This is a genomic window from Mesorhizobium sp. B2-5-4, assembly GCF_006441095.1.
Classification (GTDB): Bacteria; Pseudomonadota; Alphaproteobacteria; order Rhizobiales; family Rhizobiaceae; genus Mesorhizobium; species Mesorhizobium salmacidum.
In genome coordinates this window covers 194,071-214,777 of record NZ_VFUR01000007.1, presented here as the reverse complement: position 1 = coordinate 214,777, position 20,707 = coordinate 194,071, and the positions used below count along the sequence as shown (strand labels likewise).

At 63.6% G+C, this 20,707-nt stretch carries 17 protein-coding genes; 11 read left to right on the top strand and 6 right to left on the bottom strand.

Annotation, left to right across the window (positions count from 1 at the left end; all coding sequences use genetic code 11):
• Positions 1-99 precede the first annotated feature (99 nt).
• On the bottom strand, positions 100-978 hold the full coding sequence (locus FJ492_RS11590; protein WP_140717033.1) for a branched-chain amino acid aminotransferase: 879 nt from the start codon (positions 976-978) through the stop codon (positions 100-102).
• A 155-nt stretch (positions 979-1,133) separates the two neighbouring features.
• On the opposite strand from FJ492_RS11590, the gene FJ492_RS11585 reads away from it, so the two are divergent.
• Both FJ492_RS11585 and FJ492_RS11580 read left to right on the top strand, forming a co-directional pair.
• Positions 1,134-1,796 carry a haloacid dehalogenase type II gene (locus FJ492_RS11585; RefSeq protein WP_140769924.1) on the top strand — a complete coding sequence of 221 codons (663 nt, stop codon included), beginning with the start codon at positions 1,134-1,136 and terminating at the stop codon, positions 1,794-1,796.
• Positions 1,797-1,967: 171 nt separating this feature from the next.
• Positions 1,968-2,792 carry a L,D-transpeptidase gene (locus FJ492_RS11580; protein ID WP_140717031.1) on the top strand — a complete coding sequence of 275 codons (825 nt, stop codon included), beginning with the start codon at positions 1,968-1,970 and terminating at the stop codon, positions 2,790-2,792.
• 34 nt (positions 2,793-2,826) lie between these two features.
• On the opposite strand, the gene FJ492_RS11575 is transcribed toward FJ492_RS11580, so the two are convergent.
• Positions 2,827-4,374 (bottom strand): helicase HerA-like C-terminal domain-containing protein, encoded by a 1,548-nt coding sequence (locus tag FJ492_RS11575; RefSeq protein WP_140769921.1) that lies wholly within the window; start codon positions 4,372-4,374, stop codon positions 2,827-2,829.
• Positions 4,375-4,734: 360 nt separating this feature from the next.
• On the opposite strand from FJ492_RS11575, the gene FJ492_RS11570 reads away from it, so the two are divergent.
• From FJ492_RS11570 to FJ492_RS11555, 4 genes are all read left to right on the top strand, one after another.
• Positions 4,735-6,177 (top strand): methylmalonyl-CoA mutase subunit beta, encoded by a 1,443-nt coding sequence (locus FJ492_RS11570; RefSeq protein WP_140769920.1) that lies wholly within the window; start codon positions 4,735-4,737, stop codon positions 6,175-6,177.
• The gene (gene scpA / locus FJ492_RS11565; protein WP_140769918.1) at positions 6,174-8,297 is read left to right on the top strand and encodes a methylmalonyl-CoA mutase; all 2,124 of its coding nucleotides are present in this window, start codon (positions 6,174-6,176) and stop codon (positions 8,295-8,297) included. The genes FJ492_RS11570 and scpA overlap by 4 nt, the downstream gene beginning before the upstream one ends.
• 71 nt (positions 8,298-8,368) lie before the next feature.
• Positions 8,369-8,599: an AbrB/MazE/SpoVT family DNA-binding domain-containing protein gene (locus FJ492_RS11560; protein WP_140506122.1), complete on the top strand. Its 231-nt coding sequence runs from the start codon at positions 8,369-8,371 to the stop codon at positions 8,597-8,599.
• A complete protein-coding gene (locus FJ492_RS11555; RefSeq protein WP_140746820.1) occupies positions 8,596-8,982 on the top strand; it encodes a type II toxin-antitoxin system death-on-curing family toxin in 387 nt (128 codons plus the stop codon). Before FJ492_RS11560 ends, FJ492_RS11555 begins: the two co-directional genes overlap by 4 nt.
• Here FJ492_RS11555 and greA read toward each other — a convergent pair.
• The 3 genes from greA to FJ492_RS11535 form a co-directional block, all read right to left on the bottom strand.
• Positions 8,979-9,452, bottom strand: a complete 474-nt coding sequence (gene greA / locus FJ492_RS11550; protein ID WP_140746824.1) for a transcription elongation factor GreA — start codon at positions 9,450-9,452, stop codon at positions 8,979-8,981. The two genes, FJ492_RS11555 and greA, sit on opposite strands and share 4 nt — an antisense overlap.
• A gap of 246 nt (positions 9,453-9,698) precedes the next feature.
• Positions 9,699-10,703, bottom strand: a complete 1,005-nt coding sequence (locus FJ492_RS11540) for an asparaginase (RefSeq protein ID WP_140746830.1) — start codon at positions 10,701-10,703, stop codon at positions 9,699-9,701.
• A gap of 77 nt (positions 10,704-10,780) precedes the next feature.
• A complete protein-coding gene (locus FJ492_RS11535; protein ID WP_140506131.1) occupies positions 10,781-11,947 on the bottom strand; it encodes an acetyl-CoA acetyltransferase in 1,167 nt (388 codons plus the stop codon).
• Positions 11,948-12,136: 189 nt separating this feature from the next.
• Here FJ492_RS11535 and betI point away from each other — a divergent pair, with 189 nt between their 5' ends.
• The 5 genes from betI (at position 12,137) to betB (ending at position 18,449) form a co-directional block, all read left to right on the top strand.
• Entirely contained in the window at positions 12,137-12,727 is a 591-nt protein-coding gene (gene betI / locus FJ492_RS11530; protein WP_140506133.1) for a transcriptional regulator BetI, read from the top strand.
• Positions 12,724-14,253, top strand: coding sequence for a choline-sulfatase (betC, locus tag FJ492_RS11525; protein ID WP_140717017.1), 1,530 nt, complete (start codon positions 12,724-12,726; stop codon positions 14,251-14,253). Before betI ends, betC begins: the two co-directional genes overlap by 4 nt.
• Positions 14,250-15,254 (top strand): threonine/serine dehydratase, encoded by a 1,005-nt coding sequence (locus FJ492_RS11520; RefSeq protein WP_181166637.1) that lies wholly within the window; start codon positions 14,250-14,252, stop codon positions 15,252-15,254. Before betC ends, FJ492_RS11520 begins: the two co-directional genes overlap by 4 nt.
• Positions 15,247-16,899: a choline dehydrogenase gene (gene betA, locus FJ492_RS11515; RefSeq protein WP_140717013.1), complete on the top strand. Its 1,653-nt coding sequence runs from the start codon at positions 15,247-15,249 to the stop codon at positions 16,897-16,899. Before FJ492_RS11520 ends, betA begins: the two co-directional genes overlap by 8 nt.
• Positions 16,900-16,985: 86 nt before the next feature.
• Positions 16,986-18,449 carry a betaine-aldehyde dehydrogenase gene (gene betB, locus FJ492_RS11510; RefSeq protein WP_140506141.1) on the top strand — a complete coding sequence of 488 codons (1,464 nt, stop codon included), beginning with the start codon at positions 16,986-16,988 and terminating at the stop codon, positions 18,447-18,449.
• Between the two features lie 6 nt (positions 18,450-18,455).
• On the opposite strand, the gene FJ492_RS11505 is transcribed toward betB, so the two are convergent.
• On the bottom strand, positions 18,456-20,690 hold the full coding sequence (locus tag FJ492_RS11505; RefSeq protein WP_140769914.1) for a mannose-1-phosphate guanylyltransferase/mannose-6-phosphate isomerase: 2,235 nt from the start codon (positions 20,688-20,690) through the stop codon (positions 18,456-18,458).
• Positions 20,691-20,707: the final 17 nt, after the last annotated feature.

Here is a 20,707-nt window from a genome sequence, read left to right as displayed (position 1 = left end):
CTCCGGAAATGAAGCGCCGGTTCCCTTTCTAAGCGGGTTCCCGAAAACTGTCACACGCTTTTCCTGGGGCCAACCGCGCAGCGACAAAAAGGCCGGACCTCAGCCAGCTGACGTCGAATGCGCCCAATCCCAATAGAGTTCGCGTGCCTTCTTGGCCACCGGGCCGGGTTGCAGGTCGCGGTCCTCGACGCGGGTGACCGGCACCACCTTGGAGTGGTTGCCGGTCGAGAAGATTTCGTCGGCTTCGAGGAAATCCCGCACCGACAGCGTCTTTTCGGTCGTCCTGAACCCATAGTCGCCGAGCAGCGTCATCGTGCGCGAGCGGGTGATGCCGGACAGGAAGGTTCCGTTGGGCGCCGGCGTCAGCACATGGCCGTCCTTGACCAGGAAGATATTCGAGCTTCCGGTCTCCGCGACATTGCCCAGCATATCGAGCACAAGCGCATTGTCGAAGCCGCGCGCCTTGGCCTCGAGGATGGCGCGGCCGTTGTTGGGATAGAGGCAGCCGGCCTTGGCGTTGGTCGGCATGGTTTCGATGGTCGGGCGCCGGAACGGCGATACGGTCACGGAAAAGCCGGTCGGCGAGATCATGGGCGATTCATAGAGGCAGAGGCAGAAACGGGTCGAGGCGGAATCGGCCGGGACGCCCATGTAGCCGCCATGCTCGGCCCAGTACATCGGCCTGATGTAGACCGCCGTCTTGCCGTCGAATTTCTTCAATCCGTCCCAGGTCAGCCCGACGATCTGCTCGGGCGTCATGTTTGGCGCGAGGCCGAGCGCGATCGCCGAGGCATTGACGCGTGCGGCATGAAGTTCGAGATCGGGCGCCACGCCCTCGAACCAGCGAGCCCCGTCAAACACGCTGGTGCCGAGCCACATGGCGTGGCTGCGCGGCCCCAGAATGGCGACATTGCCTTCGTACCAATCGCCATCGACGAAAGTCCATGTCGCGGATTGCGCCGCCGCCGCCAGTGTCATCGCGTTTTCCTGTTCCGGTCGATCTTGTGTGACAACATTGGATGATGCTTTGGCCGCTGCCGTCAACCAGCATTGGGGAGTTTTGTTGAGGCCAGCGACGGGTGCGATGCAATCAAGGCTTGCACCTTGTCCCGCCTCGCCTCAAAACTGTTGCCATGCAATACGCCGCCTATGTTTTCGACGCCTATGGCACGCTATTCGACGTGCATGCGGCCGTGCGCCGCCATGCAGGCGCGATCGGCCCCGACGGCCAGCTCCTGTCCGAAATCTGGCGCGCCAAGCAGCTTGAATACTCCTGGGTGCGCACGTTGATGGGCGCCTACGCCGACTTCTGGCAGTTGACGGAACAGGCGCTGGACTTCGCCTTGCGCAAGGTCCCTTCGGCCGATCCCAGTCTCAAGGCAAAGCTGCTGGAGGCCTATTGGAGGCTGGACTGTTATCCCGAAGTGCCGGCCGTGCTGAAGGCGCTCAAGGCCTCGGGCGCCAGGCTGGCGATCCTCTCTAATGGCTCGCCCGAAATGCTGGAGGCGGCGGTCAAGTCCGCGGCACTCGACCAGGTCCTGGACAACATCTATTCGGTCGATGCGGTGCGTCGCTTCAAGACCGATCCGGCGGTCTACGACATGGTCGCCACGGATTGGCGGCTCTATCCCGGCGCGATCTCCTTCCAGTCTTCCAATCGCTGGGACATAGCGGGCGCCACCAAATTCGGCTTCCGCACGGTTTGGATCAACCGCTCCAACCAGCCGGAGGAATACCGGGACTTGCCGCCGGCCCTGATCCTGCCGTCGCTGGAGGCCCTCGTACCCGGTGGATAGCGGACCTGTGGCCCCAACGCCACAGTGGCGGCGCAGTCACAGCTTCGCCTTTGTTTGTCCACGTTCGGGCCAGAATCGGAACCGCCTATCGCCTCAGGTGTTGTCAGGTACCCGCAGCGGATGTCGGCGTGTTGACGCTTTGTTGCGATTTGAGTCTTAAAGAAGGCAGCCATGTCCATAACCGAAATCGAATCCTATCGCCTGAGCCGTCGCGGCTTCCTCAACGCCGCAGCCCTGGGCGCCGCCTCGATCGCGGTTTCGGCATGCGCCACCACCGGCCCCGGGCCGGCCGAGCCGCCGCCACCACCCTATGTCGAGCCTCCGCTTGCCGACTATGCGTCGATGTACGCGGCGGTCAGCGATGGCGGCTTCGATCTGCCGGCCATCCCGGTCGACAGGATCGATCCGCAGTTCCTGCGCCAGATCGTGCCCGACCCGACCGGCCAGAAGCCGGGAACCATCGTCGTCGATACGACAGGCCATTTCCTCTATCTGGTTCGCCCGGGCGGCCAGGCCATCCGTTATGGCGTCGGTCTCGGCCGCGCCGGCTTCGAGTGGTCGGGCGACGCCGTCGTCCAATGGAAGCAGAAATGGCCGAAATGGACGCCGCCGGATGAGATGGTCGCCCGCCAGCCGGAATTGAAGCAGTATAGCGCCGACAATGGCGGCATGCCCGGCGGCTTGAAGAACCCGCTCGGCGCGCGCGCGCTCTATCTCTTCCAGGGCAATGTGGACACGCTCTATCGCCTGCACGGCTCGCCGGAGTGGCGCTCGATCGGCAAATCGGTGTCGTCGGGCTGCGTGCGCCTGATGAACCAGGACATTATCGACCTTTACGATCGCGTGCCCTCCAAGACGCCGGTCATCGTGACCAGCGACGCCCGCCAGCCGATGGTGGCGACGGCCAACCACAAGGCAATCCCGATCGACGCCGGCGTGCCGGATGGATCGGTCCTGCTCGGACCAGTCAAAGCGGTGACGGACGCGATTTTCTGAGCTCACAGGACAGCGGCAACGCCGCTGCCCGATTCTACCGCCCCCGCGACAGGCTGCCCAATATTCCGCGCACGATCGCACGGCCGACCGAAGAGCCGACCGAGCGCACGACCGACTTGATTGCGGCTTCCGCCACCGTCTGGCGGTTGGACGGGCGCGGCGCAGGCGCGCGCCTGCCGCCGGACTGCGGTGCGGGATCGTCATTGCCGAAGCCTGGAATGGTCCAGCGCGAGCCGCCGGTGCCTGCCTGCTGCGCCTGCGCCTCGGCGTCCTGCGCCTCCTTGGCCTTCTTCTGCAGCATCTCGAAAGCTGACTCGCGGTCGATGACCTGGTCGTACTGGCCGGTGACCGGGCTTTCCCCGATCAGCTTCTGCCGCTCGGCGGGGGTGATGGGTCCAAGCCGCGATGACGGCGGACGGATCAGCGTGCGCTGGACCATGGACGGAATGCCCTTGGCCTCCAGCGTCGAAACCAGCGCCTCGCCGGTGGCGAGCTGGGTGATGGCAGTGGCGCAGTCGAAGTCCGGATTGGGCCGGAAAGTTTCGGCCGCCGTCCTCACCGCCTGCTGCTCCCGCGGCGTGTAGGCGCGCAGCGCGTGCTGCACGCGGTTGCCGAGTTGGGCCAGGACCTTTTCGGGGATATCCAAAGGGTTCTGCGTGACGAAATAGACGCCGACGCCCTTGGAGCGGATCAGGCGGACCACTTGCTCGACCCGGTCGATCAGCACCTTCGGCGCCTCGTCGAATAAGAGGTGCGCCTCGTCGAAGAAGAACACCAGCTTCGGCTTGTCGGGGTCGCCGACTTCGGGTAGTTCCTCGAACAACTCCGACATCTGCCAAAGCAGGAACGTCGCGTAGAGGCGCGGATTCATCATCAGCTTGTCGGCGGCGAGCACGCTGATGGCACCGCGACCGTCACGCGTGGTGCGCATGATGTCGGCGATCCGCAAAGCCGGCTCGCCGAAGAAATTCGCCGCGCCCTGCTGCTCCAGCACCAGCAGCGTGCGCTGAATGGCCCCTACTGACGGCTTGGTGACGTTGCCGTAACGGGCGCTGATCTCTTCGGCGCGCTCGGCGATGTTGGCGAGCAGCGCCTGCAGGTCTTTCATGTCGAGCAGGAGCAGCCCTTCCTCATCGGCGATGCGGAAGGCGATGTTCATGATGCCTTCCTGAGCGTCGGTCAGGTTCATCAGCCGCGACAGGAGCAGCGGTCCCATTTCCGAAATGGTCGCGCGGATGGGGTGGCCCTGCTCGCCGAACAGATCCCAGAAGATGACCGGAAATTCCTGAAAGTCGTAAGGGTCAAGCTTGACCTGTTCTGCCCGCTTGACAAGGAAATCCTGGGCGGTGCCCATCATGGCGATGCCGGAAAGGTCACCCTTGATGTCGGCGCAGAATACCGGCACGCCGGCATTCGAAAAACCTTCGGCCAGGATCTGCAAGCTGACAGTCTTGCCGGTACCGGTGGCGCCGGTCACCAGGCCGTGGCGGTTGCCGTATTGCAGCAGCAGATTTTCGGCGCGCTGATAGCTGTCGTCGGGCCTGCGGCTGGCGCCGATGAAAATACTGGTATCGTCAGCCATATGTCGGTTCTCCGCAAAGTGATGTGTCTAAGGCCAGCCTTTGTCCGAAGGTATAGTGAGGCCGTTGCATAGCGACAATGACAATTGTCCAAAGCGAGGCCAATCATCCAATCAGGGCTATCGTCCAATCAGGGCCAATCGTCCAAACCCGGACCAATCGCCAGGAGCGGATTTTGGAACTTGCGAATTTCGACGGTGTTTGGCAATCGTCCATGGTCGGTCCACGCAAGCCAACCTATATCAGGTGGATCGAATATCTGGTGGTGGGATTCAGGCCTTGGATGCGCATTGCGATAACCGTCCGGGGACCGTAGACTGGGCTGCCCGGGCTGGTGCGGCCACATAGAACGAGGACGATGAATGGGCGCCGGAGCCTTGACCAGGGATGTTGAGCCAATGGATGCGCAGCGTCAGCAATGGCTGGCCTTGGCGGAAAAGGCGTTGGCCGGCGCATCCTTTGAGGAAAAGCTGGTCTCGCACACCGACGACAACATCCGCGTCGAGCCGCTCTATGATCGCGCGACCGGAACGGAACCGATCGTGCGCGCCAATCCTCAATTGCCCTGGATCGTCAGCCAGCGCGTCGACGACCCCGATGTCGATCGCGCCAAGACCCAGGTCCTGGAAGATATCGCGCAGGGCGCGACGGGACTGTCGCTCGTCTTCGAGGGTGCTCCGAACGCGTTCGGCTACGGCCTGCCGAGGACGGCGCAGGCACTGGAGACGGTACTAGAGGGCGTACCCCTCAACCGGGTCCAGATCCGCATCGATACCCACCCGTGGAGCCGCCCCATGGCCGACTGGCTGGTGGCGTTCCTGAGCAAGCGCCGCTCCGATCCGGCAAAGCTCAACCTTTCCTTCGGCATCGATCCGGCGGCTATCCTCGCCGGCACCGGACGACTGCGCATGTCGATCGAGGCGCTGCAGGAATCGATGCCGCAATCGCTGGCGCATTTCTTCTCGATGGGCGTCCCCGGTGTGCTTCTGGAGGCGGACGGTCGCGTCTTTCACAATGCCGGCGCCACGGAAGCGCAGGAACTCGGCATCATGCTCGCTTCGGCGGTTTCGTATCTGAGGATGTTCGAGAAGGCGCGGCAGCCGCTCGTCTATGCCGCGCCTCATATCGGTTTCGCGCTCAGCGTCGACCAGGACCAGTTCCTGTCTATGGCCAAAGTGCGGGCCCTGCGCAGGCTGTGGGCACGGGTGCAGGAGGCCTGCTCGATCCCCAATTCCACGGCCAATATCCATGCCGAGACATCATTTCGCATGATGACGGCATTGGACCCCGAAAACAACATCCTGCGCACGACGATCGGCTGCTTCGCCGCGGCGGCGGGAGGCGCCGATTCGATCTCAATCCTGCCGCATACGATCGCGCACGGCCTGCCGGCGGCTTTTGCCCGCCGCGTCGCGCGTAATGCGCAACTGATCATGGCCAATGAAAGCCATGTCGATCATGTCACAGATCCCGCCCATGGCTCCGGCGCGGTCGAAGCGCTGACGTCAGATCTTTGCGAAGCAGCGTGGGCGGAGTTGCAGGCGATCGAGGCAGAGGGTGGCGTGCTGTCCAGCCTTCGGGACGGATATATCCAGCAGCGCGTCCGCACTGCCGCCGCCCAGCGCGGCATTGCCTTCAAGTCAGGCGAGCGGACCATTGTCGGCGCCACGCTTCATCCCTTGAAAAGCGAGCGTCCGGTCGAAACGCTGGACGCAGAGCGGCGACCTGCCTTCACCGAGGGTGTCGTGCTGTGCGAGGCACTGTCGCCGGTTCGCATCGAGCAATCCATCGGGGCCGCTTCTTGATTCCGGATTTCAGTCAGATCGGCTGGGTGCCGCCGCGCCGCGCACCGGTCGAGGTCAAGGGACAGCGGACGACGCCGGAAGGTCTTGTCGTCAAGCAGTTGTACAGTCAGGGCGACCTCAAGGGATTGCCGCATCTCGATACCTATCCAGGCCTGGCGCCGTTCGTGCGCGGCCCCTACCCGACCATGTATGTCCAGCAGCCCTGGACGATCCGGCAATATGCAGGCTTTTCGACCGCCGAAGAGTCCAATGCCTTTTACCGGCGCAACCTTGCCGCCGGCCAGAAAGGTCTTTCGGTTGCCTTCGATCTGGCCACGCATCGCGGCTATGATTCAGACCATCCGCGCGTGGCCGGCGATGTCGGCATGGCGGGTGTGGCCATCGATTCCATCCTCGACATGCGGCAGTTGTTCGACGGCATTCCGCTCGGCGACATGACCGTGTCGATGACGATGAATGGCGCGGTGCTGCCGATCATGGCGCTCTACATCGTGGCGGCGGAAGAACAAGGCGTCGCGCAGAAGGATCTGGCGGGGACCATTCAGAACGACATCCTGAAGGAATTCATGGTCCGCAACACCTACATCTATCCGCCGAAGCCCTCGATGCGGATCGTCTCGGACATTTTCTCCTACACCTCGAAGAACATGCCGAAGTTCAATTCGATATCGATCTCCGGCTATCATATGCAGGAGGCCGGCGCGACCGCCGACCTGGAGCTCGCCTATACGATTGCCGACGGCATCGAATACGCCCGCGCCGGCGTCGCGGCAGGGCTCGACATCGACCGTTTCGCGCCGCGCCTTTCCTTCTTCTGGGCGATCGGCATGAACTTCTTCATGGAAGTGGCCAAGCTCAGGGCCGCCCGCCTGTTGTGGGCGACCCTGATGAAAAAGAATTTCGCGCCGAAGGACGAACGGTCGCTGTCCCTGCGCACCCATTGCCAGACCTCCGGCTGGTCGCTGACGGCGCAGGATCCCTACAACAACATCATCCGCACCATGATCGAAGGGATGGCCGCGACCCAAGGGCATACCCAGTCGCTGCACACCAATTCCTTCGATGAAGCAATGGCGCTGCCGACCGATCATTCGGCGCGCATCGCCCGCAACACGCAACTCATCCTGCAGAAAGAATCCGGCACCACGCGGATCATCGATCCGTGGGGCGGTTCGGCCTATCTCGAGCGGCTGACACATGACCTAGCGGCGCGTGCGCTCGCCCATATCGAGGAGGTCGAGGCTCTCGGTGGCATGGCGGCGGCGATCGAAAAGGGCATACCCAAGCTGCGCATCGAGGAAGCCGCGGCGCGTACGCAGGCGCGTATCGATTCCGGCGAGCAGATGCTGGTCGGCGTCAATGCGCATCGCCCCGGGACCGATATCGAGGTCGACGTGCTGAAGATCGACAATGCCGAGGTCAGGGCCCGGCAACTCTCGAAGCTGCAACGGCTGAAAGGCACGCGTGACGTCGCCGCGGTCGAAAACGCGCTCGATACGCTGACCCGTGCCGCCCAAGGCGAGGACAACCTGCTGGAGTTCGCCATCCGCGCCGCGCGCGCCAATGCCACTGTCGGTGAAATCTCGTTCGCCTTGGAAAGGGCTTATGGCCGCCATGTGGCCACGGTGCAGACCATTTCCGGTGTCTACCGCAAGGCGCTTGGCGACAATCCGGTGGTCAACCGGCTGCAGGTCAAGCTTGATGCCTTCGAAAAGAAAAACGGCGGCAAGCCGCGCATTCTCGTGGCCAAGATGGGACAGGACGGCCACGACCGCGGGCAGAAGGTGATCGCCACGGCCTTCGCCGATCTCGGCTTCGACGTCACCGTCGGCGCCATGTTCCAGACACCGGAAGAGATCGCGAAGCTGGCGATCCAGCATGACGTCCACGTCATCGGCGCCTCATCGCTGGCAGCGGGTCACCTGACGCTGATCCCCGAATTGCGCGACACGCTGAAGAAACTCGGCCGCGGCGACATGCTGATCGTGGCCGGCGGCGTTATCCCACCGCAGGACTATGACGCGGTGCTGCAAGCAGGTGCTGCGGAAATCTTCCCACCGGGCACGGTCATTCCGGAAGCGGCGGAGCGGCTGCTGGATCGGATGCTGGCGGCAGGCTGATGCTGTTATAATTTCTGTTGCAACATCGAGTACACTGCGTTATAATCAGCGTTGCAACAGGATGTTTCATCATGAACACCACAATTCGCAAGATCGGTAATTCGGACGGCCTGATTCTGCCGAAAGAGCTTCTCGATCGATTGAATCTCAAGACAGGCGACAACGTGGTCGTCGTCCAGGAAGGTCAAGAGCTTCGCTTGCGCCGATTGGAAGATTCTGCCGAAGAATTCGAGCGCAAGATGAAGGTAGCGCGCGAGCGGATGAAGAAGTACGAGGTTGCCTACCGCGCGCTCGCAAAATGACCGCACATCATTCGCGAGAGTTCGTGCAGGCGATGCATGCCGAGCAATTGCGTCTTCACGGCGGCGCATCGGGCATCCGCGATGAAGGCCTGCTGGAATCGGCGCTCGCACGTCCGCAGCAGAAAGAAGCATACGGCGAGCCAGATCTAAGTGAACTCGCCGCCGCCTATCTCTTCGGCATCGCGAAGAACCATCCGTTCGTTGATGGCAACAAGCGCACGGCTTTCGCTGCGGCCGACTTGTTTCTCTATTTCAACGGATTAAGCATCGAAGCCGAACAGGAGGAGATCATCCAATTGGTGATGATGATCGCTGCCGGTGAGATCGACGAAGCGGGTGCCGCCGCATTCTTCCGCGACCATGTCGTCAAGCTTGAAGACTAACTCTCCGAGAGCTTGACGATCTCCCACTCCTTGCCGTTGACGCTGGCGACGTCGCCGACCTTCTTGCCAAACAAGGCCACCGCCATCGGCGAGACATGCGAGATGCTGCCCTTGGCTGGATTGGCTTCGTCCTCGCCGACGATCTTCCAGTGCACCTTCTTGCCGTCGTCACTTTCCAGCGTGACACCCATGCCGAAGCGGATAACATCGCTGCCGGGCTCCGGCACGGAAAGCTCGGCACTCTCGCGCCGCGCGGTCCAGTAGCGCAGGTCGCGCGACACGACAGCAATGCGCTCGCGGTCGGCTTTCCGCTCCGCTTTCGCCATGATATCGCGCAGATCGGCCAGATTGTCCTCGATCTGCGCCAGGCCGCGCTCCGTCACCAGGTTACGATGCGTGCTGATCGGCCGCTCGCCAACGCCAGCGATGGCGTTTTCGCTGTCTTCTTCGCGGGTAAAAGCTCTGCTCATTCCCTGAACTTAGGCGCCGAGTGGCTGCTCGGCAAGCCGTTGCCGCCGGAGATGAGGCGCGTCGAGCGGCCGGTATGATTCCCGCAAGGCAGGCACCGGCATCGTCGTCGGCGTATGGCGCGCCGAACGGGGCGGTTGTGGGCCGGCGCTGGGCCGAGCCGGTGACGTCTGACCTCACCCAGACCGGCAGCAGCGGCTATGCGCACCTGACCGTCGAGCGCGACCCGCGTCAGCTGATTGCTGCCTTCAATTCAACGCCGGCGTCGGCTTCAGCGCCCCGACCTTGGCGCCAATCCGGCTTTCGATAGGCGCGTTCGCAAGTTCGAGCAGCTTCGCCGCCAAGGCTTCATCCGCCCGCAGCAGCCTAGCGAGTACAGCGGCTGCGATCGCGTCGCCGGCGCGCCCGGCACCGTCATCGCATTTGACCGCGATACCGAGGCCGAGTTGCGGAATTGCGGCACAGTGGACGCCCTCGGCTCCGCCTTTCGCAAAAATTCGCCCGGGAGCGGCTTCCATCAGCAACAGGTCCGCACGGCCGGTGCCCGCGACGAAGAACGGCTCCGCCATGCAGGCGGAGAGCAGGCGCTTCGCGGCCTTCGCCCGCGCCGGGCCAAAGCCGTGGGCCGTGGCCATGCGGGCAAAGCCGAGCGCGAAACTCCTGAGCGGTACCGCATAGGTCGGGATCGAGCAGCCGTCGATCGCGCGTTCGTCGGGGCTGTGGACAGCGCCGGTGACTGCCTGCATGGCGTCGCGCACCATTTCCTGCAAGGCGTGATCCGGCCTCACATAGCCGCGATGGGCGATGTCTGAATGGACGCAGGTGCAGAGGAAGCCGGAATGCTTGCCGGAACAATTATTATGCAGCGCATTTGGTGAACCGCCGGCACGCGCGAGCGCAATCTCCGCGTCATGGTTCGAAGGCCAGTGGGTCCCGCATTCGAGCGCCGACCCGTCCAGCCCAGCCCTGGCCAGCATGGACCGCGCCAATTCGACATGCGCCGGCTCGCCGGAATGGGAGGCACAGGCCAGCGCCAGTTCGCGGTCGCCGAAGCCATAGGCGTCGGCGGCACCCGTTTCGACAAGTGGCAGGGCCTGGATCGCCTTAACGGCAGAACGCGGAAAGACCGGCTTCGACGTGTCGCCGATCTCCAGGACCGGCTTGCCATCGGCATCGAAGACAGCGACCGCGCCCCGATGGGCGCTCTCGACAATGGCGCCGCGCAAAACCTCGATCAGAACCGGATTTGTCATGTCACCTCCCGCAAAATCAAAGTGTTACGCGTCCTTTGCGCGCCCCAAACGGCGCGCGGCGCTGTAATACGGGCGGTCTATCTGATCCGGTCGAGAATGGAAACGTAGTTGGCGACGGCCGCACCGCCCATGTTGAAGATACCGCCGAGTTTCGCGCCCGGCACCTGGATGCCGCCGGCTTCGCCGACAAGCTGCATGGCGGTCAAGACATGCATGGAGACGCCGGTGGCGCCGATCGGATGGCCCTTGGCCTTCAGGCCGCCGGAGGGATTGACCGGCAGGCGGCCGTCTTTTGCCGTTGTGCCATCCAGCGCCAATTTGGCGCCCTCACCCGGCTTGGCCAGCCCCATCGCCTCATATTCGATCAATTCGGCGATGGTGAAGCAGTCATGCGTTTCGACGAAGGAGAGATCGTCGAGTGTCACGCCGGCGTTCTTCAGTGCACGGGTCCAGGCCTGTTCGCAACCTTCGAACGTCAGGATGTCGCGCTTCGACATCGGCAGGAAATCCTGCACATGCTCGTTGGCACGGAAGGCGACCGCGCGGCGCATCTTCAGCGCCGTCGCCGTGTCGGCAAGGATAAGGGCGGCGGCGCCGTCGGAAACCAGCGAACAGTCGGTGCGCTTCAGCGGACCAGCGACAAAGGGATTCTTTTCGCTCTCCTGCCGGCAGAATTCATAGCCGAAATCCTTGCGCATCTGGGCATAGGGATTGTCGACGCCGTTCTTGTGGTTCTTGGCGGCGATCATGGCGAGCGCATCCGACTGATCGCCATAGCGCTGGAAATAGGCCTGCGCGATCTTTCCGAAGACGCCCGCAAAACCGGCCGGCGTGTCGCCGTCCTCGGGCAGATAGGACGCCTTGAGCAGGTTCTTGCCGATCTCTGGCCCGGGCGTGGTCGTCATCTGCTCGGCGCCGACCACCAGAACGACCCGGGCAGCGTTTGCGTCGATGGCGCGGATGCCTTGCCTGACCGCTGCCGAGCCGGTAGCGCAAGCATTCTCGACCCGTGTCGCCGGCTTGAAACGCAGCCGGTCATCGGCCTGAAGCACCAGGCTTGCCGTAAAATCCTGCGCCGAAAAGCCGGCGTTGAAATGGCCAAGCACGATCTCGTCGACCTCGTCCGGGCCGATGCCGGCATGATCGAGCGCGTCCGTCGCGACCTTGACGATCAGATTTTCGAGCGTCTCGCCCTCAAGCTTGCCGAAACGCGAATGCGCCCAGCCAACGATGCATGCGGTCATGGCGGTCTCCATCCTTGGCGCCAGCCTCGTCCAAAGCTTCGCCGTTTATTGTTCAAATATAAACATTCCTCCCCGAGCCGTGAAGGGGCCGCAACGCAACAATCGCTTGGTGCAGGTCGCGTCAGCGTCGATTTTTTTATTGATTGATGCGTCAATAAAAAATAATCTCCGCACGAAATCGGGAACGACATGCCAAAAGTCGGAATGGAGCCATTGCGCCGTAAGGCGCTCATCGACGCGACGATCTCGGCGATCGGTCAGCGCGGCTCGCTTGACGTGACCATGTCGGAGATTGCCGGCCGCGCCGGTGTGTCATCGGCTCTTGCCCATCACTATTTCGGTGCCAAGGATGAGCTGCTGTTCGCGACGATGCGGCACATTCTGGCTGAACTGACCACCGACATGCGCCGCGCGCTCCAATCCACCACTTCCCCGCGCGAGCGCGTCTCGGCCGTGGTCGCCGTCAATTTTTCCGACATCCAGTTCCAGGCGGAGACCATCGCCGCATGGCTCGCCTTCTATGTCGACGCGCAGCAATCATCGTCGCTTCGCCGGCTGCTCAGAATCTACGCCCGGCGGCTGCATTCGAACCTGATGAGCGGATTGACCGGTATCCTGCCCAGGACCGAAGCCGACCGCGCCGCGGAAGCGACGGCTGCGATGATCGACGGGCTCTACATCAGGCGCGCGCTGAAGGACGGCGTGCCCGACGCCGCGACCGCGATCGCGCTGGTCGAGGATTATCTCGAAACCAAACTTGGCGGACGGCACAAACAGTGACAGCGAAGCGACCTAATTTCCTGATCGTCATGGTCGACCAGCTCAACGGGACCTTTTTCCCGGATGGGCCGGCGGAATTCCTGCACACGCCGCATCTGAAAGCGCTGGCCGCTCGTTCGGCGCGCTTTGCCAAGAACTACACCGCCTCGCCGCTCTGCGCACCGGGCCGTGCGTCGTTCATGAGCGGCCAGTTGCCATCGCGCACCGGGGTCTATGACAATGCGGCCGAGTTCGCCTCGTCGATCCCGACCTTCGCCCATCATCTGCGTGCCGCCGGCTACTACACCTGCCTGTCGGGCAAGATGCATTTCGTCGGACCGGATCAGTTGCACGGTTTCGAGGAGCGGCTGACCACCGACATCTATCCGGCGGATTTCGGCTGGACGCCGGACTACCGCAAACCCGGCGAGCGCATCGAGTGGTGGTATCACAATCTGGGTTCGGTGACCGGCGCCGGCGTTGCGGAAACCACCAACCAGATGGAGTATGACGACGAGGTCGTGTTCCTCGCGTCGCAGAAGCTCTATCAGCTTTCACGCGAACAGGACGATGCGGGCCATCGGCCATGGTGCCTCACCGTCTCGCTGTCGCACCCGCACGATCCCTATGTCGCGCGCAAGCAGTATTGGGATCTCTATGAGCATTGCCAGGCGCTGGACCCGGAAACCGGGTTCATCGCGCATGACGAGCAGGATACGCATTCCCAGCGGCTGTACCACGCCAGCGACTATCCCTCTTTCGAGATCACGCCCGAGCAGGTGCGTCGTTCGCGGCGCGGCTATTTCGCCAACATCTCCTATGTCGACGACAAGGTCGGCGAGCTCCTGGACGTTCTCACGCGAACGCGCATGCTCGACGACACGATAATCCTGTTCTGTTCGGATCACGGCGACATGCTCGGCGAGCGAGGCCTGTGGTTCAAGATGAGCTTCTTCGAAGGCTCGGCGCGGGTGCCGTTGATGATTGCCGGCAAGGGCATTCGTGCCGGCCTGATCGAGGCGCCGGTCTCCAATCTCGACGTGGCACCAACGCTTTGTGACCTCGCCGGCATCGATATCGGGGCGATCGCGCCGTGGACCGATGGCCAGTCGCTGCTGCCGCTCACCAAGGGCGGGCAGCGCACGGCACCGGTATTGATCGAGTATGCCGCGGAAGGCTCCTATGCGCCGTTGGTGGCAATCCGCGACGGCAGATACAAATTCGTTCATTGCGAACTCGATCCGCCGCAATTGTTCGATCTCGAAACCGATCCGCTCGAGCGGGACAATCTGGCCGACGACCCGGCCAATGCGGGTCTTGTGGCGGCATTCATGGAAAAGGTGCGGGTGCGTTGGGACATGGCCGGCTTCGACGCCGCCGTGCGCGAGAGCCAGGCACGCCGCTGGGTCGTCTATCCGGCGCTGCGCAACGGCGCCTATTACCCCTGGGATTTCCAGCCGCTGCAGAAGGCGTCCGAGCGGTACATGCGCAATCACATGAACCTCGACAATCTCGAGGAGAGCAAAAGGTATCCGCGAGGCGAATGATGGCAGACCTTCTCGTCCCCTCCCTCGACCATCTCAGACAGGCTTATGCCGTCACCTCCCAGGCGACACAGGTCACGCCACTGCTGGAATCGACGGCGCTGGCCAGGGAAACCGGCGCGGCCCGGATCTTCATCAAGCCGGAATCGCTGCAATGGGCCGGATCCTTCAAGGTTCGCGGCGCCTATTGGCGGCTGAAGCGGCTTTCGCCCGATGAGGCGAAGAAGGGCGTCGTCGCCTATTCCTCCGGCAATTTCGCGCAAGGGCTGGCCGCGGCCGGCCAGGCGCTCGGCATTCCGGTCACCGTTGTCATGCCGATCGATGCGCCGGCTGCCAAGCGGGACGCCACCGCAGGCTATGGCGCGCGCGTCGTACTGACCGATCATGACGATCGGGCTCGCGAGGAAGTCGCGGCCGCAAAGGCGCGCGAGATCGCGGAGACCGAAGATCTGGCCCTGCTGCATCCTTTCGACGATCCGGAGATCGTCGCCGGCCAGGCGGGTGCCGGCCTTGAAGCGCTCGACCAGCTATCGGCCAAGGACGCCAGCGCCGACCTGTTGTTCTGCTCGGTCGGCGGCGGTGGGCTGATCGGCGGCGTTTCGCTCGCCTTCCACTATCTGTCGCCGGCGACCGGGATCATCGGCGTCGAGCCCGAAGGGTTCAACGGCATGGGTTCCTCGCTGGGGCATGGCAGCATCGAGACCATGCCGATCGGACCAAAGTCGATCTGCGACGGGCTGATGTCGCGCCGGCCAGGCGACGCGCCGTTCGCCGCAGTCAAGACCGCGGGTGTCCGCGGCATCACCGTCGACGACCAGTCGGTGCGGCGCGCCATGCGGATCGCTTTCGAGCGGATGAAGCTGGTGCTGGAACCGTCGGGTGCGGCCTCGCTGGCGGCACTGCTCGGCGGCAAAGTGGATGTGGCGGGAAAGACCGTCCTTGTAATGGCTACCGGCGGCAACGTTTCGCTCGCCGATTTTATGGCGCATATGAACCATGCTTGAAGCGGATTTCGTCATCATCGGTTCCGGCTCCGCCGGCTCGGCCATGGCCTACCGCCTGTCGGAAGACGGCAAGCATTCGGTCATCGTCATCGAATTCGGCGGCACCGATCTCGGACCTCTGATCCAGATGCCGTCGGCGCTGTCGATCCCGCTCAACATGAGCCTCTACGACTGGGGGTTCGCCAGTGAGCCGGAGCCGCATCTGGGCGGCCGCGTGCTGGCGACGCCGCGCGGTAAGGTGATCGGCGGCTCGTCCTCGATCAACGGCATGGTCTATGTGCGCGGCCACGCCCGTGACTTCGACCATTGGGCAGAACAGGGCGCCGCCGGCTGGGGTTTTGCTGACGTGCTCCCCTACTTCAAGCGCATGGAGGATTCGGACGGTGGCGAGGATGGCTGGCGCGGGCACGGTGGGCCGCTGCATGTGCAGCGCGGCTCGCGCCGCAATCCGCTCTATGGCGCCTTCGTCGAAGCGGGCCGCCAGGCAGGGTTTGAACTGACCCACGACTACAATGGCGCCAAGCAGGAAGGCTTCGGCCCGATGGAGCAGACCATTCTGGGCGGCCGCCGCTGGTCGGCGGCATCAGCCTATCTGAAGCCGGCGCTCAGGCGCAAAAACGTGAGTCTGGTCAAGGGTTTCGCGCGCCGGGTGATCATCGAGAATCAACGCGCCATCGGCGTCGAGATCGAAGCTCACAAACAGATTCAGGTCGTTAAGGCGCGACGCGAAGTGATCGTCGCGGCATCGTCGATCAATTCGCCAAAGATCCTGATGCTGTCCGGCATCGGCCCGGCCGGGCATTTGCGCGAAAACGGCATTGCCGTCGTGGCAGACCGGCCCGGCGTCGGCGGCAACCTGCAGGACCATCTGGAGCTCTATATCCAGCAGGAATCGACCAGACCGATCACGCTGAATTCAGTGCTGAACCCGTTCTCCAAGGCGATGATCGGGGCGCAATGGCTGTTTTTCAAGTCGGGCCTGGGCGCCACCAATCATTTCGAGGCCGCCGCCTTCGTGCGCTCACAGGCTGGCGTCGACTATCCCGACATCCAGTATCACTTCATCCCGGCGGCGGTTCGCTACGACGGCAAGGCGGCGGCGAAGTCGCACGGGTTCCAGGCGCATGTCGGGCCGATGCGCTCGAAGTCGCGCGGCTCGGTGACGCTGCGCTCGCCGGACCCAAAAGCGAAGCCGGTCATCCGCTTCAACTACATGTCGCATCCGGACGACTGGGCGGAGTTCCGCCACTGCATCCGCCTGACCCGCGAAATCTTCGGCCAGTCGGCCTTCGATGCCTATCGCGGACAGGAACTCTCGCCGGGCAGCCATGTGCAGTCGGATGACGATCTCGACGTGTTCATTCGCGACCACGCCGAAAGCGCCTATCACCCCTGCGGCACCTGCCGAATGGGCCGCGTCGATGATCAATCGAGCGTCGTCGATCCGGAATGCCGGGTCATCGGCGTCGACGGATTGCGGGTCGCCGACTCCTCGATCTTCCCGCGCGTGACCAACGGCAACCTCAACGCGCCATCGATCATGACCGGAGAGAAGGCGTCCGATCACATCCTTGGCCGTACGCCGCTCGCGCCGTCCAACCAGGAACCATGGATCAATCCGCGCTGGCAGGCCTCTGACAGATAGGCCATGATCCGCCAATAGAGTGAGCCGCCCGACAGCCGCCCGCCCAATAGCCGACGCGTGGGGCCGAAATGATTTGGAGACCTCCCATGCGCGCCCAGCCCACGGCTTCGCATTATGTCAACGGACGCTATATCGAGGACGACGGCGGCGCGCCGCTGCCGGTGATCTATCCCGCGACAGGCGAGACGATCGCCATGCTGCGTTCGGCGACGCCGAACGTGCTGGAACTAGCTATCGAGGCCGCACGTGCCGCACAGCCTGCCTGGGCGCGGCTTAAGCCGGTCGAGCGTGGCCGCATTCTGCGCCGTGCCGCCGACATTTTGCGCGCCCGCAACGCCGATCTTGCCCGCATCGAGACGCTCGACACTGGGAAGGCGATCCAGGAGACGCTGGTGGCGGACGCCCCTTCGGCAGCCGATTGCCTCGAATATTTCGCCGGCGCGGTCGCCGTCTTCAACGGCGAAGCGGTCGACCTCGGCGGACCCTTCGCCTACACGCGCCGCGAGGCGCTTGGCGTCTGCGTCGGCATCGGCGCATGGAACTATCCGATACAGATCGCCGGCTGGAAATCAGCGCCGGCGCTCGCCATGGGCAACGCCATGGTATTCAAGCCATCGGAAAACACGCCGCTTTCGGCACTGGCGCTGGCCGAGATCTACTCGGAGGCCGGCCTGCCCGACGGGCTCTTCAACGTCGTGCAAGGCTATGGTGATGTCGGCGCCGGGCTTGTTGGCCATGATGTCGTCGCCAAGGTCTCGGTGACCGGCTCGGTGCCGACCGGGCGCAAGGTGCTGTCGCTGGCCGGCTCCAAGATGAAGCACGCGACGATGGAACTCGGCGGCAAGTCGCCGCTGATCGTCTTCGACGATGCCGATCTCGAAAATGCCATTGGCGGCGCCATGCTCGGCAACTTCTATTCGACCGGCCAGATCTGTTCCAATGGCACGCGCGTCTTCGTCCAGAGCGGCATTCACGACCGGTTTGTCGAGCGGCTGGTCGAACGGACCAAGAAAATTCGCATCGGCGATCCGCTCGATCCGGAAACGCAGATGGGGCCACTGGTCTCCAAGGCACAGCACGAGAAGGTCGTCGGCTATGTCGCGGCCGGCAAGAAGGATGGGGCGACGCTGGCCTGTGGCGGCAATGTGCCGTCGCTGCAGGGCTTCCAGGGCGGCTTCTTCGTCGAGCCGACGGTGTTCACCGGCGTCACCGACACGATGCGGATCGCCCGCGAGGAGATTTTCGGCCCGGTCATGAGCGTGCTGAAATTCAACAGTGAGGACGAGGTGATCGACCGCGCCAACGGCACCGAGTTCGGCCTTGCCGCGGGCGTTTTCACACGCGACCTGCCGCGCGCCCACCGCGTCATCGCCGAGTTGCAGGCCGGAACCTGCTGGATCAACGCCTACAATCTGACGCCGGTGGAAATCCCCTTCGGCGGCGTCAAGCAGTCCGGCATCGGCCGCGAGAACTCGCTGGCGGCGCTGGCGCTCTATTCGCAGCTGAAGTCGATCTATGTCGAGACCGGGGACGTCGCCAGTCCGTACTGATCCTGCCTACTTGTCCACCGTGCGATCCAGATACTGGGTCAGCGCACAGACCAAGTGGTAGAAGATGCTCGCCGGCACGTCCGACGCCAGCGAGCGGCCGCGCTCGTCGATGCGGTCGATCCACAGACCGAGCGGGGCCGGGTCGATGTGCCAGCGGAACAGCCGGCCGACGCGCGCCTCGATCTCCGGCTTCAGATCAGGACCGCCCGAGCCATCCAGCGCGATCGCCGCCTTGAGCGCCTCGGCCTGCGGCCAGCTGCGCGATATCAGGTCGAGCGGCAGGCCCTGCCGCGAGACTGCCCCATAGGCAAGGCCGGTGGCACGGTTAAGGCCGTTGGCGATCGCCGAGGCATAGAGTTTTCGGGCAAAGACGCTTAGTTCGGCCTGGCCGCTGCGACCGGCGAAATCGACCAGCAGCGATGCCCATTCGAAGTGGTGGCCGGGTTCGGTCCAGGTTCCCTTCTCTCCGGAGACCGATTTCCATTCGGCATCGAAATACTCGCCGAGCGTCCAGCTCTCAGGGTCGAAGAAATGGCTGCGGAAGAGGTCGATGATGCGCGCCGCACGACGCAGATGCGCGCGCTCGCCGGTCGCCTGGTGCCAGGCCAGGAAAGCTTCGAGTAGATGCATGTGCGGGTTGGAGCGCCGCTCGCCCGTCCCGCCCGATGTCTCGAGGAAGCCGGTCATGCGGCTGTCCTCCAGATGCGCATCGAGGAAGGCGAAGGTCTCTTCGCCGAGCCGCAAGGCATCGGGATTACCCGACATATGCGCGTGCGCCAATGCCAGCAGGATGCAGGAATGATCGTAGGCATCCTCGACCGGGTCGGCGACGGAGCCATCGACATTCAGCGTGCGCACCCAACCGCCCCGTTCGGTGCGGCCGTGCCCCGCCATGAAGTCGATGCCATGCGCGATCAGCCGGTCGGCCGGGCCGGTCCAGCCGTGCTCCTTGGCAACCGCGAAAGCGTAGATCTGCCTGGCCTGGGTGCGCATGCGCTTGGGTTTGATGAGCGGCTTGGCGTCGAAACCCAGCGCCTCGTGGAAGCCGCCATGGCGCTCGTCGACGCCTGATGTCGACCACAACGGCAAGGTCTCGTGGAACAGCCAGTGATGCACCCGTCGCCGCCAGGCGCCGCTTTGGATGACGCGGTCATGCGCGGGCGTAAATCTGGTTTCCAGCCGTCCCGATTTTTCGAGTTGCTCGACGATCTTCTTGACGTGCTGGCTGTGACTGACCGGGGCAACGAAAGTGGCATCGGCGGTCGAGACGATGGCAACGTCCTTCATGCCGATCGCCGACAGCAGGCGGCCATCGCTGCGGATGTAGGAATTCTCGCAATCGATGGCGACGACATCACCGACGACGACATTGCCCCGGCCGTCGGCGGGACCGACATCGAGGAGCGATTGCCAGGAGCCGAGATCGTTCCAGCGGAAACCGGCCGGCACCATGGCTATGTCTTTTGCCCGCTCCATGATGGCATAGTCGATCGAGTTCGACGGGATCGCCGCGTAAAGCTCCAGCGGCATATAAAGGCCGGACAGGTCCGATGTCGCCGCCTTGTAGGCCGCTTCGGCGGCGTGCCAGATATCGGGCTGGAATGCCTCGAAGGCGTCGCGCATGGCACCGGCCCGAAACAGGAAGATGCCGGTGTTCCAGTAGAAATTTCCCGCCTTGAGATAGTCGTTGGCCGTCGCAAGATCGGGCTTCTCGACGAAGCGCGAAACGTCGAATATCCCTCCCTTCTCGGCCGATACCTCGATATAGCCATAACCGGTTTCCGGCTGGGTCGGCTTGATGCCGAACACCACCAGGCGGCCGGCGCGCGCCGCCTGCGATCCCGCTTCGATGCTTTGCCAGAATTGCCCTGCCGTCGCTATTTCATGGTCCGAGGGCACCACCAGCACCAGGCTGTCGCCGAATTCCGACAAGGTGCGCAGGGTCGCCAGTGCGACGGCGGCGGCAGTGTTGCGTCCCGCGGGCTCGAACAGGGGGCCGCCACCTGCAAGATCGAGACCGGCCAAGTCGGCACGGACACGGTCGGCATGACGCTCCGAAGCAATCAGGAAGATCGGCGTCTCGCCAGCCGCTCTCGCCGTCAGGCGGCGCAAGGTCTTGGCCAGCATGGAACCATCGCCCGACAGATCGTGGAACTGCTTGGGATTGTCCTCACGTGACAACGGCCATAGCCGAGAACCGACGCCGCCGCTCATGACAAAACTGACGATCCGCTCGGTCATTCAGGTCTCGCGCTCGG

Bases quoted from the DNA above. Each gene is read 5' to 3' on its own strand.
- FJ492_RS11590 (WP_140717033.1), bottom strand. From the start codon at position 978: ATGACACTGGCGGCGGCGGCGCAATCCGCGACATGGACTTTCGTCGAT.
- FJ492_RS11585 (WP_140769924.1), top strand. From the start codon at position 1,134: ATGCAATACGCCGCCTATGTTTTCGACGCCTATGGCACGCTATTCGAC.
- FJ492_RS11580 (WP_140717031.1), top strand. From the start codon at position 1,968: ATGTCCATAACCGAAATCGAATCCTATCGCCTGAGCCGTCGCGGCTTC.
- FJ492_RS11575 (WP_140769921.1), bottom strand. From the start codon at position 4,374: ATGGCTGACGATACCAGTATTTTCATCGGCGCCAGCCGCAGGCCCGAC.
- FJ492_RS11570 (WP_140769920.1), top strand. From the start codon at position 4,735: ATGGGCGCCGGAGCCTTGACCAGGGATGTTGAGCCAATGGATGCGCAG.
- FJ492_RS11560 (WP_140506122.1), top strand. From the start codon at position 8,369: ATGAACACCACAATTCGCAAGATCGGTAATTCGGACGGCCTGATTCTG.
- FJ492_RS11555 (WP_140746820.1), top strand. From the start codon at position 8,596: ATGACCGCACATCATTCGCGAGAGTTCGTGCAGGCGATGCATGCCGAG.
- greA (WP_140746824.1), bottom strand. From the start codon at position 9,452: ATGAGCAGAGCTTTTACCCGCGAAGAAGACAGCGAAAACGCCATCGCT.
- FJ492_RS11540 (WP_140746830.1), bottom strand. From the start codon at position 10,703: ATGACAAATCCGGTTCTGATCGAGGTTTTGCGCGGCGCCATTGTCGAG.
- FJ492_RS11535 (WP_140506131.1), bottom strand. From the start codon at position 11,947: ATGACCGCATGCATCGTTGGCTGGGCGCATTCGCGTTTCGGCAAGCTT.
- betI (WP_140506133.1), top strand. From the start codon at position 12,137: ATGCCAAAAGTCGGAATGGAGCCATTGCGCCGTAAGGCGCTCATCGAC.
- FJ492_RS11520 (WP_181166637.1), top strand. From the start codon at position 14,250: ATGATGGCAGACCTTCTCGTCCCCTCCCTCGACCATCTCAGACAGGCT.
- betA (WP_140717013.1), top strand. From the start codon at position 15,247: ATGCTTGAAGCGGATTTCGTCATCATCGGTTCCGGCTCCGCCGGCTCG.
- betB (WP_140506141.1), top strand. From the start codon at position 16,986: ATGCGCGCCCAGCCCACGGCTTCGCATTATGTCAACGGACGCTATATC.
- FJ492_RS11505 (WP_140769914.1), bottom strand. From the start codon at position 20,690: ATGACCGAGCGGATCGTCAGTTTTGTCATGAGCGGCGGCGTCGGTTCT.